Below are 14606 nucleotides of genomic sequence, written 5' to 3' on the forward strand. Positions count from 1 at the left end.
CTTACAGCGCACACAGTTCGATTTCAAACCCGAGGTCTTCAATCATCTGGTGATCTGTCGTAATTTCCTGCCCGGGCGTCGTCAAATAGTCGCCCACAAACAACGAGTTAGCCGCATACAAGGAAAGGGGCTGCAAGGTGCGCAAATTCACTTCGCGACCACCCGCAACGCGAATTTCTTTATCTGGGCAAATAAATCGGAACAAGGCAAGAACACGTAAAGCCTTCATTGCCGGAGTGCGTCCTTTATCCTCCAACGGAGTTCCGGGAATCGCATTTAAAAAATTGATCGGGATGGAATCTGCGTCCAGATTGCGCAAGGCAAATGCCATTTCAACGATCTCCTCGTCGCTCTCCCCCATGCCGATGATCACGCCTGCGCAGGGCGACATCCCTGCTCTTTTCACGGTATCAACTGTCTGAACACGCTGATCGTACGTGTGCGTTGTCGTAATCGCTTCGTAATGATTGCGACTCGTGTTGAGATTATGGTTGTAGCGGTGAACACCAGAATCTTTTAGGCGCGTTGCTTGTTCGTCGCTTAGTATCCCTAAGCACGCGCAAATTTTCAGCGGCATCGTTTCGCGGATTTCTTTGACTGCCTCGATGACCTGACCCAGCTCTTTTTCCGTAGGGCCACGACCTGAGGCGACAATACAGTATGTACCTGCTTTTCGATTCATGGCTTCTCGCGCACCTGCGAGCAATGTCTCCTTGTCCAGCATCGTGTACTTGGATACGGGAGCATTCGAAACAATCGACTGCGAGCAGTAACCGCAATCCTCGGGGCAAAGGCCGCTTTTGGCGTTAATGATCATGTTCAGCTTGACCTTTTTTCCGAAAAAGTGCTTTCTGACGCGAAAAGCTTCGTTCATGACCAGCAGCAGCTCATCATCTGGCGCTTGCAGCACCTTCATTGCCTCTTCCTGTGAAAACTCTGCTTTGGTAATCGCTTTATGAGAGTATTCCTTCCAATCCAGACAGGTGCTTTGCTTCATTTTCTCATCTCCCCTTTATATTATTGATGGCTCCACTGACACAACTGCCCGATGTCTACACATTCTTTGATCAACTGTGTCAACTGCTGACGCTCTAACGGTTGGTCTATCCATGGAAGTACGCCCCATACGGGAACTCCCCCATAGCTCTCAATCATGCTCGCGTTTGTTTTGACACTCTCATCGGTGACGCCGGCTGAGTTGCTTTGATTCAGGATGACACCTACAACCTCGATCCCGAGTTCCCGTGCATACCAAACGGACAAGAGCGTATGGTTAATCGTGCCGAGACCAGCCCGCGCCACGATGAGCATAGGCAGGTTCAGTCGAGCAGCAAGATCCGCCATCGTTTCGGTTGGAGTCAATGGCACAATCAGCCCACCTGCTCCTTCGACAAGGAGTGCCGGATGACGTTCCATCAGGGGTCGCCCTCCAGCGATTACTTCCTCCATGGTCAAGCTTTTCCCCTCTGCTTCCGCAGCTAGAAAGGGGGTAAGCGGTGCCTCAAAACAGAGCGGGGCTATCTCCTCACACGCGTCAGGCACTCCACTCCACGATCTCAAGTGCATAGCGTCACTGCCCTCGTCATTGGCTCGTGCTCCTGACTGGACTGGCTTCCAAACTCCTATGTCCACTCCGGTCTCACGCAATACGGATGCGATTCCGGCAGTCACAACCGTTTTGCCTACCCCTGTATCGGTTCCTGTGATGAACAATCCGGAAAAGGGGCGATCAGTCATATCAATCACTCCTCCGTTTGACCTGTCGTTACATCCTGAATTGATTCCGTCAAAATCCCAACCATGTCAGCCAATTCTTCAGTAGTAGATACAAGCGGTGGGATAAAAACGATGACGTTGCCCAACGGTCGTGTCAGAAGCCCTTTTTCTCTCGCTACCTGACAAACACGCACACCAATCCGCTCATTCCAGTGATAAGGCTCCTTGGTCTCTTTATCCCGAACCAGCTCGATTCCCGCCATCAAGCCTTTTTGTCGGATATCTCCTACATGGGGCAGATCGCGAAGTTGCCTTAGCAATTGATCCAGATCGGTTGCTTTTTGTGCTACTTGTTGAACGACTCCGCGCTCCTCCATCAGACGCAGGTTGGCGAGAGCAACTGCACAGCCAAGTGGATTTCCCGTGAACGAATGTCCGTGGAAAAAGGTTTTCTGTTCCTCATAGTCGGCGAAAAAAGCATCATAAATCTGCTCGGTTACTAAGGTAGCCGCAACAGGCAAATACCCTCCCGTGAGCCCTTTTGCGACCGCCATAATGTCTGGCACGACCCCATCATGCTCACAAGCAAACATTTTGCCCGTACGTCCAAATCCTGTCGCTACTTCGTCTGCGATCAGCAATACATCATGGGTGCGCAACAGCTCCGCGATTTTTTTCAAGCAACCGTCTGGCATGATAATCATGCCGCTTGCTCCCTGCACGACAGGCTCCACGATCATCGCCGCAATCTCATGAGCTCTTTCCTTAAGCAAACTCTCCAGACTGCTCAATGTGGCCTGAACGGCTGCTTCTTCGCCGCCTTGTCTGTATGGGTAAGGGTATGGAATGACATGTGGAGAAAAGAGCAGTGGTTTATAGACCTGATGGTAGAGAGGAATGGCCCCCACACTGGTAGCTCCAATCGTATCTCCGTGATAGGCATTGTTCATCGTAATAAACGAATGCTTTCCAGTCTGCCCGCGATTTTGCCAGTATTGGAACGCCATTTTCAGTGAGATTTCGACTGCCGTTGCCCCGTTGTCAGAGTAAAAGACTTTGCTTAATCCTTTTGGTGCGAGATTGATCAGCTTTTCCGCTAATAGAATGGAGGGGACATTTGCCATGCCGAGCAAGGTAGAGTGGGCAAGCTGGTCGAGCTGCTCCGTGATCGCCTGATTCAGCTCGGGAACGTTGTGGCCATGGACATTCAACCACACAGAGGAAAAACCGTCGTAGTAAGCCTTGCCGTTCACATCGAACAGCCTGATCCCTTCTCCTCTCGCAATAATCAGCGGCTCCTGTGCGACGTAGTCTTTCATTTGGGTGAAGGGATGCCAAACGTATTGCTTGTTTTTGGCAGAGAGCTCTGCATAACTATTTAACAACCTAATCACAACCTTGGTTAACATATATTTGTTAGCCGTTATTTTAAAATGGTTAACTCATTTTGGCAAAGCTTTTTTTCGATCTTGAAAATTAAAAAGACTTTCTGGTTTGAGTCAACATAGTGGAGGAGAAGAAAAAGCACAGTTCTCTTCGACTCTGACACGCCCGCATGGGGGATTCACTGTCCGTCTACACTTCCAAAAGGGGACCGTCGAGCCAAAGCCACCCTACAGGCGGAAGCTTCTCAAGGAAGAAGTGTTCGACAAGCGTGGTCCCCTTTTGGAAGCTCCGACTGGGAAGGCGTTGTCAAGGTCTACGAGCCCTGCGCTTTTTCTTCTCACCAGCTTTGTCAGTTCATCGATATCTTCTAAAACTCAGGAAGCCGACAAAAAAAAGGTCAAGCTCCTCTTCGTTAGAGGAGCTTGACCTTTTATGTTCCGATTCTATTTATCTTGATGCAGGATGCGATAAAGCGCTACGACACACACTGCTCTCGTCGTCGGTTTATTCGGCTGATAATTTCCTCCAACTGGATCAATCAAACCGAGTCCGACCATGTTGTTGATGGATGTAGATGCCCAGGATGGCCATGTCCCTTTATCGGAGAGCTTTTTCGTCGCTCCCTTTTTATTCACGAGACGATCGAGAATGACTGCAGCCTCTGCACGTGTCACCGGCTGATCGGGACGGAAAGTATTATCGTTATACCCCTTCACCAGACCTTTGGAAACAGCAACCTGTACGGCACCTTGCGCATAGGAAGGCACCTTATCCTTGAATTTCAGCTTTGGTGAGGATGGAAGCTCCCATTCAAATGTGCGTGCGAGAAGGGTGACGAACTGTGCTCTGGTCAAAGAAACCTCTGGCCCGAACGTCGTCTCCGTCAAACCCTTCACGTAGCCCTTTTCCGCCATATAGGTGATTTCTGCCTTGGCTGGATGCTTCGCGATATCGGTAAAACCAGCACTGCTCGTGCCTGCATTGTCCAGGTAGTACGGAATGTACTTGCCGTAGCTATTGACTTCATATACCCACTGACCTTGCGCATTCATGGTTCCCAGAAGCGGGTCCAAAGTATTGTTCACTTCGTTTACGTACAAGAGTCCAACGCCTTTTCCAGCGAGCCATTGCTTCGGTGCCAAGGTCAACTGAATCGACGAAGTGGAAATCCCGTCCTCTTGTCCTGCTTTTAGTTCGCCCGGCTTAATCGTAAACGAATAATCAGCAGGCACATATCCTGGCATCGGCTGGGTCACGATCGACTCCACATCAATCAGAGCACTATCCAGGTAAGGCGCAGTATTTGCAAAGGAATAATGGAGATCGAGCTCCGCCCCGAGGGACATGCTGCCTGGTAGTTCAGGAACAACCGCTACATCGCTCGGTTGACCTGACTGGTTGCCCAAGAGGAGCGAGAATTCGTCAAAGTACAGTGTTCCTTTGTCGTGTGTAATGCCATCATTGGCTTGGTCAACGACATACACACTCTTCAACTGCAATGGATACGCAACATTACTTGGGAAGTATCCTTTAACCTGCTTCCAGCCTGTCCAATTGATCTCTTTTGCCAGATCGACGTAGACCGGCTTGCCGTTTGCATCGACTGCTTCTGCACGGAGCCAATGTCCGCTGTTGTCACCATTGACCCACAAGCCCAATCCGAGGGGTTTGCCAGGGATGGTCACAGGTTTTGCCCCCAGAACGCCGTACGAAATCCGCATGTTGTTCGCTGGTGCTCCAGAGAAGTTGTACACCAGCTTCGCTGCCTTCTTCGTGCGGAATGTCTGATCGGAAACGAGCGCGAACGAACCAGCAGAACTGATGCTGGATGGATTTGCCGCATGGTACATGCCAGCCTGATTATCGAAGGTGAGCCATGGCTGCTCAAATTGTCCAACGGCAAATGGTACGGTTGTCGCCACACCATCATACGTAATCGTCAGGTTTCCGTTGCCCGGCTCATTACCTGCTACCAATTGCAGATTGTCGTTAATCGTCGCTACAGAAGAATCGACACTCGCTTTTACGCTAAGTGGCGTCGCTTGTACGGTAGAACCCTTCTTCGTTTTGATTTTGACATCCAGATTAATGGATTGTCCCGGTGCAATCGTGATCGGATTCGGGGAAACAATAATTTGCTGCACATCGTTGCCGGAAATGACTTGAATGTCTTTATTTTGCGTCACATTGCCCAATCGCGCAGTCAATGTGATCTTGCCGGAGCGAGCTGGTGTGAATTGCTTGCCATTTACGGTTCCCGCTTCGGACTGACTAGCATCCCAACTCACATCACCTGAATTGATCGCGTACGGTTGGTAATGCACATCATATCCTTTGGATGCGCTGAGTGAGATGGTTTGCCCGATAAGCACATCTGCCGGTACATCGATTTGGAAGCCTCTCAATTCTCCAGCAGGTGCCGTGTTGTATACGGCCAGTCCAGTAGGCACACGACGCTCAGCACCGCCGCTCGGCTTGTTCGCCAGATTCGCGTGTGTCTCACCCAGCATGCGTGCTGCCATGGTCGTAGAGCCACCACCGTCAAAGTTTACAGCCCGATAAGAGCCGAGCTCCGCCATGATTTTTGCCAGCTCGTCCAAATAAACGCCTTGGCTCGCATCGATCGTGACCATGTACAAGGTCTTTCCGTCCTGGGAAACACCGACCGCTGTGCGCGCCGTCTTGTTCGTGATGGACTTGTCCGCTGGAAAGGACGACAATGCTTTCCCTTGATCGACCAAAATGACATTGCCACCCACCGCATGGTTCAAGTCGAGTGTCTGCGGGGTCGTTTGGTACTCAACCGTCGCAGTAGCGCCTACTGGGAAGTTTTGTTTGAGAAATGCTCCTGCTGCTCCATGTCCCCAAAGGACATAGCCGTTGTAAGGTATGTATACGCCTGGTTGATTCACACGAACTTCCTTGGCTACGTTGTCAACAAACAGAATCTCGACGACATCTTTGTAGCCCGATATCGTCCCCAAGCTGGTTTTGCCAAAGGAAGGGGTATAAACGTTCAGTTGGTTCTGGTGACTTTTTCGTCCGTCACTCGGGTTGTACTCTTCCTTATTGACACCCTGAATCGAATAGGTAGCGCCATTAGGAGCAGTAACCTTCCCGCCAAAACCAAATTTGTCGACGATGGCCATCTTGTCTCCGGTCAAGCCTAGGGCGTACCAGTAGGAGACCAAGCCCATGGAAGAAATGAGTTCATCGTCTTTCATGACAATACCAAACGGCGCTCCCCGCTTCGACATGTTAAAAAAGTCGGCATTGATCGCTGCTACGGCTCCTGTTTCACGCGCCATTTGTGTCACCGTCTGCCTGTCTGTCAGCTTGCCTTTCGTTCCGTATACCGGTTTGACCTCAACGTAAGGATTGTTCAAATCCACCTTGGTCACCATGATCGTGACTACTTGATTGGCAAATGATTTCGTATATTTCTGCAAAGTGGTCCCCTCACCAATTGGGGTTTGCCACATCATATTCAATGCACTGGTCTCCGCTCTGGCGTGTGCGACATTGGTCGCAAACGGCACAAACGGAACAAAAGCTCCCCAGGCCATTGTCGTGGCCGTGAGCAGCGTCACTATCCTTTGCGCTCTCATGTTGGTAACTCCTCTCCGTATTCCAAACTCTGTCTTTCTACCTTCTAAGCCAAGCAACTAAATATTAGACGCAAAAGGTCATGGATAGTTTCGCCAATTCTCTTGATTCTCTATTAGAAAAACATACCAAATCATCAGTCATCAAAACCAAGATTATCCCTCTACAACAAGAAACCCGCCCGGTTTAGACGAACGGTACCTGGCGGGTTTTCCTAGCTGTATGTTACTGACCTGGTTGGAAAGGCTCTGGTTGTTCAGCACGCAAACCAAAATGATAGAGGATTGCTTCTACGATACGACGGGAAGCCTCGCCATCCCCGTACGGGTTAACAGCGTGCGCCATTGCATCATAAGCTACTTGGTTGGTCAGCAATTCTTTTGCCATTGCATACACTTGCTCTTCGTCGGTTCCCACGAGCTTCAACGTGCCTGCTTCAATCCCCTCAGGACGTTCTGTCGTATCGCGCAGAACCAGGACAGGTACGCCAAGAGACGGCGCTTCCTCCTGCACCCCGCCAGAATCGGTCAGGATGAGATGGGCACGACGAGCGAAGTTGTGGAAATCAAGGGCATCCAATGGTTCGATCAACGAAATGCGATCGTGGTTTCCGAGAATCTCCTGCGCTACTTCTTGTACAGCAGGATTCAAGTGAACCGGATACACAACAGCAATCTCAGGATGCTCGTCCACCAGTCTTCGAACTGCACGGAAAATACGGCGCATCGGCTCGCCCAAATTTTCGCGGCGGTGTGCCGTCATCAGCACCAGCTTCTGACCAGCTACGCGATCAAGCACCGGATGCGTGTAATCCTCGCGAACTGTTGTTTTCAGCGCGTCAATCGCTGTGTTTCCTGTTACGTAGATACTCTTTTCCGGCTTTGCTTCGCGACGAAGATTGTCAGCCGATCCATTGGTCGGAGAGAAGTGCAGGTCAGCCATTACACCTGTCAACTGGCGGTTCATCTCTTCCGGGAACGGCGAGTACTTGTCCCATGTACGCAAGCCCGCTTCCACGTGTCCGATCGCAACTTGATTATAAAAAGCAGCCAGACTCGCAACAAAAGTGGTTGTCGTATCCCCGTGTACGAGGACAATGTCCGGTTTTACTTCCTTCATCGTTTCATCCAGGCTCTCCAATGCGCGAGTTGTCACACCCACCAGCGTTTGGCGATCCTTCATGATGTTCAAATCAATGTCTGGTTGAATATCAAAAATGTCCAAAACCTGATCGAGCATTTGACGATGCTGGGCCGTCACGCAAACGACCGATTCAATCTGCTCGCTATACTTGTTCAATTCATGGACAAGTGGCGCCATTTTGATCGCTTCCGGACGTGTGCCGAATACCGTCATTACTTTTACAGTTTTCATCTGTTTTTCCCTCTCCGACTACTTCGTGCCGTACAAGCGGTCACCCGCATCGCCCAAGCCTGGCACGATGTATCCATGGTCGTTTAAATATTCATCAACAGCCGCTACGTAAATATCTACATCAGGATGCTCGTCCTGAACCAGCTTGATGCCTTCTGGAGCAGCGATGAGGCACATCAGTTTCAAGTTTTTCGCTCCACGTTTTTTCAAGGCAGTAAGAGCGGCTACAGCAGAGCCACCAGTCGCCAGCATCGGATCAGTTACGATCAACTCACGCTCAGCAACATCGGATGGCAGCTTCACATAATACTCAACAGGCTGAAGGGTTTCCGGATCACGGTAAAGACCTACGTGTCCTACTTTGGCAGCAGGGATCAGCCTCATCAGGCCATCCACCATACCAAGGCCCGCACGCAGAATCGGTACCAACCCTACTTTTTTACCAGCAATTACATTCGACTGACAGGTAGCCACTGGCGTTTCGATGGTGGTTTGCTCCAACGGCATATCACGGGTAATTTCATAGCCCATCAGAGTAGTCACTTCATCTACCAGTTCGCGAAATTCCTTGGTCCCTGTATTCTTGTCACGAATATACGTAACTTTATGCTGAATCAGCGGATGGTCAAACACATATACACGGCTCATGTCATTTCCTCCGTTTCCCTATCAATACATCCTTTCTATAATAGCTGGTGAGAGTAGCTCCGTCAATTTGCCTAATCTTCGTACTTTTTCGCATACCTGCCCCCTATCAACAGCCGATAAGTGGAAAAAAAGCAGACCCGTATAGGAAAATTTCCACTGGGTCTGCTTTCTCGTTGCCTTGATTAGATATTCAATCCTTCGTACATCGGGAAGCGTTGGCACAAAGCTGCCACACGTTGGCGTGCTTCTTCGTGCTTCGCAGCATCCTCTGGGTTTTTCAATGTCAGAGCAATAATGGCTGCTACTTCTTTCATTGCTTCCTCATCAAAACCGCGGCTTGTTACTGCTGGCGTACCCATGCGCACACCACTTGTAACAAACGGGCTTTGTGTATCGTAAGGAATGGTATTTTTGTTCGTCGTAATGCTTACTTCGTCCAACAGATGCTCAGCTACTTTACCTGTCAGGCCAATTTTGCTTACATCAACCAAAACGAGGTGGTTATCCGTTCCGCCGGAAACAAGCGTCAGACCTTCAGCAGTCAGCGCTTCAGCAAACGCACGTGCGTTCTTGATGATGCGAGCTGCGTAATCCTTGAACTCTGGTTGCAGGTTTTCGCCGAAAGCAACCGCTTTTGCTGCGATCACGTGCATCAACGGACCACCTTGAACGCCTGGGAACACGGATTTGTCGATGCCTTTCGCGAACTCTTCCTTGCACAAAATCAAACCGCCACGTGGTCCACGCAGAGTCTTGTGCGTCGTAGAAGTAACGAAATGCGCGTGCGGTACTGGGTTTGGATGCAGACCTGCCGCAACCAGACCAGCGATGTGCGCCATGTCCACCATGAAGTACGCGCCCACTTCATCCGCGATTTCACGGAACTTGGCAAAATCAATTGTACGCGGATAGGCACTCGCACCACAAACGATCAGTTTTGGCTTGTGCTCCAACGCTTTTGCACGAACAACTTCATAATTGATCAGGTGAGTATCTTCGTCTACACCGTAATCAACGAAATTGTAGAGAGTACCGGAGAAGTTCACCGCACTACCATGTGTCAAGTGACCACCGTGGGACAGATTCATTCCTAGTACGGTGTCGCCTGGCTGAAGGATCGTGAAGTATACAGCCATGTTCGCCTGAGCACCAGAGTGTGGCTGTACGTTTGCATGCTCAGCGCCAAAAATTTCTTTTACGCGGTCGCGCGCGATGTTTTCCACGATATCCACATACTCGCAACCACCGTAATAGCGGCGGCCTGGATATCCTTCTGCGTATTTATTCGTCAAAACGGTTCCCATTGCTTCCATAACTGCGCGGCTTACGAAGTTCTCAGAAGCAATCAGCTCAATCTTGTCGCGTTGTCTTCCGAGCTCCAGTTGAATGGCTTCCATTACTTGCGGGTCTTGATTACGCAAAAAATCTAGCATAATAGTTTCTCCTCCTCTTTTACGTGCAGCTTTCATTCGGTGGTGTCTTCTCATACACGGCACGCGGTCCGCCAATCAGCTTGGGACGTGTGCGCGCTGCCGTAACATGGGCTTGTCCAACGAGGCGCTGTGTCGGACGCACCGGTACTGCCACATGCTTTAGATGCATGCCGATTAGCGTATGGCCGATATCAATGCCTGCGTGCGCGCGAATATGCTCCACGACGGCTGCATCTGTGAACTGTGTAAACGCATGCGCAGCCATAGAGCCCCCGGCAGTCGGAACGGGAACAACCGAGACCTCTTCCAGTCCGTACCGCAATGCAACATCGCGCTCGACGACCAAAGCCCTGTTCAAATGTTCACAACATTGAAAGGCAACAGCAAAGCCGCGCTTCTCTACAACAGATTGAATCCCTCGATACAGAGCTTTCGCTACATCCTGGCTGCCAGCTTTACCGATATGCTCCCCGAGCACCTCGCTGGTACTGCACCCAATCACCATGAGTTGTCCAGCTTTCAGCTCTGCCATATCGGCTACTTCTTCGACAATGTCACTGATTTGTTTTTCGATAGCGGATAAATCCACTTACTTCACTCCCGCATGCTTCGCTTCAATTTGGGAAATCTTTTCCACACGGCGCTCGTGACGACCACCTTGAAACTCTGTTTCCAACCAAATTTTCACGATATCAAGCGCAAGACCCGGTCCAATGACCCGCTCACCCATCGCCAACACATTGGTGTTGTTATGCTCACGGGTAGCACGTGCAGAAAACGTATCATGCACAAGTGCACAACGGATGCCTGGAACCTTGTTGGCTGCGATCGACATGCCGATACCTGTTCCGCAAACGAGAATGCCTCGATCAAACTCCCCCGCTGCCACCTTTTCCGCTACTGGCAAAGCATAATCGGGATAATCAACCGATTCCTCGCAGGTGCAGCCGAAGTCTTCCGTCTGGATGTTCATGGAGGCCAGCAGAGTCTTGATCTCCTCTTTCAGCTTGTATCCACCGTGATCAGCAGCAAGTGCTACTTTCATCTGTCATCCCTCGCTTGTCTCATAATCTTCGTCTAGTATACATCAAAAAACAATAAGTAAAAAGTGAACATTTTTATCAAAGCACTAAAAAATCGTTCGTACTCTCACAAAAAACAAGGCCCTGGCTATACACCAGCACCCTATTCATCCACCGATTTACGAAGACCTGGGTCCTTGAGCATCATGGAGAGCCTTTCCAGTGACTCTTCGATTTCCTCGGCACATCTGCGATAATCCATCAGTGATCCCCCATACGGATCAGCAATATCACTAAAACCTTCTACCCCTACGAACTCCTGGAGGGTATGCACCTTTTCAGCCGCTGAGGGGAAATACGTCAAGATGGCTCGCTTGTGACCGTGTGTCATCGTCAAAATGACATCAGACCATTCAATCAATCCTTCGTCTACCTTGCTGGCCTTATGATTGTGGGCAATTCCTCGCTCTTCTAATACTTGTTTGGCGTGCAAGGAAGCATCCTGTCCGGCAAATGCCGCCACGCCAGCTGAGCGTATCTCAAGTCCCTGCCCATCTGTCTTCGAACGGAACATCGCTTCTGCCATTGGGCTTCGGCACGTATTTCCCGTACAGACGAAAAGTATCCGTTTCACGTATCGTTCCTCCTCTCCTATTAATTAGTCGGTTATATCATAAATTTTAACCCAAAACCAAACAAAATAAGTCCACCTACTAATTCGCTATAATCCCCAAGCCACCCTCCCACGCTTCTGCCTAACAATAAACCGAAGTAGGACATGGTGGCACCCATTACTCCAAAAAGGGAGATGGCCAAAATTCTATTGACCTCGATCAAGCCGAATGAAAAACCGACGGTGAAAGCATCCAGGCTGACACTAAATGCAAAAAGCATAAGTCCGAAGCCTTTTGTCTTCAATACACTTTTTTGATCCCCTTGAACGAAGCCATTCCATAGCATATGCAAGCCAATGATCATCAGGACCCCACCGCCAATAAACACGGCAATATCTCCAACCAAATCGGACAAGTACGCTCCAACGACAATCCCGATGATCGGCATCATAATATGAAACAGTCCGATGGTGATACTTACTTTGATAATCTCTCGTAACCGAATCCCAACCATACCTACGCCAATTCCTAACGAAAAGGCATCCATACTTAAGGCGAAAGCAATAATGAGCAACGTCAAAAATTGCCCCCATTGAAATAACACCTGGTCCAAGCAGCTCCCCTCCCGTCTCTTCACCTTATGCGGACAAGGGGGAGTTTAGGACAGGTTTACACGGACAAGACTCGGCCTCCAGCCGCCTTTTCCAAGCGATTCATCACAGCCATACCCAACCCGTTTCGCGGAAAAGTCTCACCGACAATATACTGCACTTCTTGATCGTCGAATTCTCGCAGCACAGCATAGAGCTGTTGGGCAACCACTTCCAGATCCGCTTGTGATCCGACCACAAGAACGACATCTGCCGCCTCGTGACTTTGCCAAAAGGGTGCTGTTTCCTCCGTTGCCAGCACACCTGTTTTTTGACCGTGCTGCTTCGCCTGTTGCAGCATGTCTTCCATTTTCGCCCGAACTTTTTCACTCTCTCCTGACACTAGCCACATTTCCCCTTCAGGAGCGTAGTGCGTATATTTCATCCCTGGAGAGCGCGGTGCCTCGGCTGCTCCCACTTGAAAAGAAGGGTCGAGCTCTACGTAGCCAATCACTGGTTCCATTTGCTCCCGTGTGATGCCGCCCGGGCGCAGAATCATGGGTGGGTCCTGCGTCACATCAATAACCGTAGATTCTACCCCAACACCTGTTGCCCCACCATCGACCACACCTGCTACGCGTCCATCCAAATCAGCCAATACATGCGCCGCAGTCGTTGGACTCGGACGTCCAGAGCGATTGGCGCTCGGAGCTGCAATCGGTACCCCCGCTTCCTTGATCAATGCCAAGGCAATCGGATGATCAGGCATGCGAACCCCGACTGAATCCAAACCTGCCGTTACCAGCGAAGCTACCTGATCCGTTTTTGGCAAAATCACCGTCAAGGGTCCAGGCCAAAACGCATTCATCAGCTTTTTCCCTTTCTCCGGAACCTCACTTGCTACCGTGGACAACTGGTCCCACGCCCCAATATGTACAATCAGCGGATTATCGCTGGGTCTGCCTTTTGCTGTAAATATTTTTTCCACTGCTTCATCTGATAATGCATTCGCTCCCAAGCCGTAAACCGTCTCCGTGGGAAACGCGACAACTGCCCCTTCTCGAAGAAAACGGGCTGCATCCACAATCTGTGCACAACTATGCTGATTTTCCACATCGTTATCCACAGACCAGACTTTTGTCACAAAATTCATTTCCATCGTTAAAAAATCCTTTCTCTAGCTCGTTTCTTTGTAAGGAGTGCCTTAAGTATAGATGTGCACCAAAAAGTTTTCAACAGGCTGTGGGTAACTTGTGAATAACTTTTCTGAACAGCGTGGAAAAGAGAACATTGTTACCTTTTTTTAACTTCATCCGTCTCAACCTTGTAGTAGAATGAACACGAAAACAAGAACAACAACTTTCCCTTTATTGAAAGGACCGTGAATAATATGTCATCTTTTAAATCCATTACTTCTAGCCTGCTCGGTACGGCTGTATTGTTAACAGCCGTCGCTGCCCCAGTATTTGCAGCACCCGCTTCACCTGCAACCTCTACAAAGCCTGCTGTACAAGCGCCAAAGCCACAAGCTAACGGTGTCGTGTTCACACCAAAAACCATTACGGTCGATACGAAAGAATTTCAAGGGAAAGTATCCATCCCGGTTATTAGCGGGATGAAGGATAAAGCTTTTGAAGCAAAACTGAATGCTACTCTGCTGAAAGAAGCGCAAACTGGCTTGGCGGAAGGACAAAAAGCCGGGAAAGATGATGCGGCAGAAGCGAAAAAACACGGCTGGGAGCCACGCCCTCACGCTCTCGACATCTCCTATGAGGTACACAATGCTGGCAAGCTCGTTTCTTTCTCCGTACAAACATACATTTATACGGGCGGAGCACATGGCATGACGGATGTTACGTATTACACCATCGATAATCAGGCCAAAGCAAAACAGCTGAAGCTGGCTGATCTGTTCCAGCCTGGTTATGATTACCTTACGATTCTCAATCAAATCATTACGCAGCAAATGAAGGAAAAAACTTCACCAGACGGCATCAATCCTTATTTTAGCTTCGAGGGCATCAGTGAAGATCAAGGCTTCTCCTTTAAAGACGGCAACCTGGTGATCCATTTTGGTCAATATGAAATTGCCCCGTATGCTGCGGGAATGCCTGAGTTCGCAATCCCCGCTCATCGTTACCAAAGTCTGTTGAAGCCTGAGATTCGCGAGGCTTTGTTCAAAAAGTAATCATCGCAATTCAAAACGACACCTGCACG

At 49.8% G+C, this 14606-nt stretch carries 13 protein-coding genes; 1 reads left to right on the forward strand and 12 read right to left on the reverse strand.

Annotated features, from left to right (window positions below; genetic code table 11):
• Position 1: 1 nt before the first annotated feature.
• The 12 genes from bioB to HP568_RS00390 form a co-directional block, all read right to left on the reverse strand.
• The gene (gene bioB / locus HP568_RS00335) at positions 2 to 997 is read right to left on the reverse strand and encodes a biotin synthase BioB (protein ID WP_048035092.1); all 996 of its coding nucleotides are present in this window, start codon (positions 995 to 997) and stop codon (positions 2 to 4) included.
• A gap of 20 nt (positions 998 to 1017) precedes the next feature.
• Positions 1018 to 1737, reverse strand: a complete 720-nt coding sequence (bioD, locus tag HP568_RS00340; RefSeq protein WP_048035093.1) for a dethiobiotin synthase — start codon at positions 1735 to 1737, stop codon at positions 1018 to 1020.
• A 5-nt stretch (positions 1738 to 1742) separates the two neighbouring features.
• Positions 1743 to 3125: an adenosylmethionine--8-amino-7-oxononanoate transaminase gene (bioA, locus tag HP568_RS00345; RefSeq protein ID WP_173628013.1), complete on the reverse strand. Its 1383-nt coding sequence runs from the start codon at positions 3123 to 3125 to the stop codon at positions 1743 to 1745.
• A gap of 420 nt (positions 3126 to 3545) precedes the next feature.
• Complete coding sequence (locus tag HP568_RS00350) at positions 3546 to 6710, reverse strand: phosphodiester glycosidase family protein (protein ID WP_048035095.1); 3165 nt, start codon at positions 6708 to 6710, stop codon at positions 3546 to 3548.
• Between the two features lie 223 nt (positions 6711 to 6933).
• On the reverse strand, positions 6934 to 8082 hold the full coding sequence (gene wecB, locus HP568_RS00355; protein WP_173628014.1) for a non-hydrolyzing UDP-N-acetylglucosamine 2-epimerase: 1149 nt from the start codon (positions 8080 to 8082) through the stop codon (positions 6934 to 6936).
• Positions 8083 to 8100: 18 nt separating this feature from the next.
• Positions 8101 to 8730 (reverse strand): uracil phosphoribosyltransferase, encoded by a 630-nt coding sequence (gene upp / locus HP568_RS00360; RefSeq protein WP_007725492.1) that lies wholly within the window; start codon positions 8728 to 8730, stop codon positions 8101 to 8103.
• A 182-nt stretch (positions 8731 to 8912) separates the two neighbouring features.
• Entirely contained in the window at positions 8913 to 10163 is a 1251-nt protein-coding gene (locus tag HP568_RS00365; RefSeq protein ID WP_048035097.1) for a serine hydroxymethyltransferase, read from the reverse strand.
• A 19-nt stretch (positions 10164 to 10182) separates the two neighbouring features.
• The gene (locus HP568_RS00370) at positions 10183 to 10752 is read right to left on the reverse strand and encodes a TIGR01440 family protein (protein ID WP_048035098.1); all 570 of its coding nucleotides are present in this window, start codon (positions 10750 to 10752) and stop codon (positions 10183 to 10185) included.
• Complete coding sequence (gene rpiB / locus HP568_RS00375; RefSeq protein ID WP_007725502.1) at positions 10753 to 11208, reverse strand: ribose 5-phosphate isomerase B; 456 nt, start codon at positions 11206 to 11208, stop codon at positions 10753 to 10755.
• Positions 11209 to 11348: 140 nt separating this feature from the next.
• Positions 11349 to 11819: a low molecular weight protein arginine phosphatase gene (locus HP568_RS00380; protein WP_048035099.1), complete on the reverse strand. Its 471-nt coding sequence runs from the start codon at positions 11817 to 11819 to the stop codon at positions 11349 to 11351.
• A 32-nt stretch (positions 11820 to 11851) separates the two neighbouring features.
• Positions 11852 to 12412, reverse strand: coding sequence for a manganese efflux pump MntP (locus HP568_RS00385; RefSeq protein ID WP_048035100.1), 561 nt, complete (start codon positions 12410 to 12412; stop codon positions 11852 to 11854).
• Positions 12413 to 12468: 56 nt separating this feature from the next.
• The gene (locus HP568_RS00390; protein WP_173628015.1) at positions 12469 to 13548 is read right to left on the reverse strand and encodes an L-threonylcarbamoyladenylate synthase; all 1080 of its coding nucleotides are present in this window, start codon (positions 13546 to 13548) and stop codon (positions 12469 to 12471) included.
• 231 nt (positions 13549 to 13779) lie between these two features.
• On the opposite strand from HP568_RS00390, the gene HP568_RS00395 reads away from it, so the two are divergent.
• On the forward strand, positions 13780 to 14577 hold the full coding sequence (locus HP568_RS00395; protein WP_048035102.1) for a DUF3298 and DUF4163 domain-containing protein: 798 nt from the start codon (positions 13780 to 13782) through the stop codon (positions 14575 to 14577).
• Positions 14578 to 14606: the final 29 nt, after the last annotated feature.

Source organism: Brevibacillus sp. MS2.2 (genome assembly GCF_013284345.1).
Lineage (GTDB): Bacteria > Bacillota > Bacilli > Brevibacillales > Brevibacillaceae > Brevibacillus > Brevibacillus brevis_C.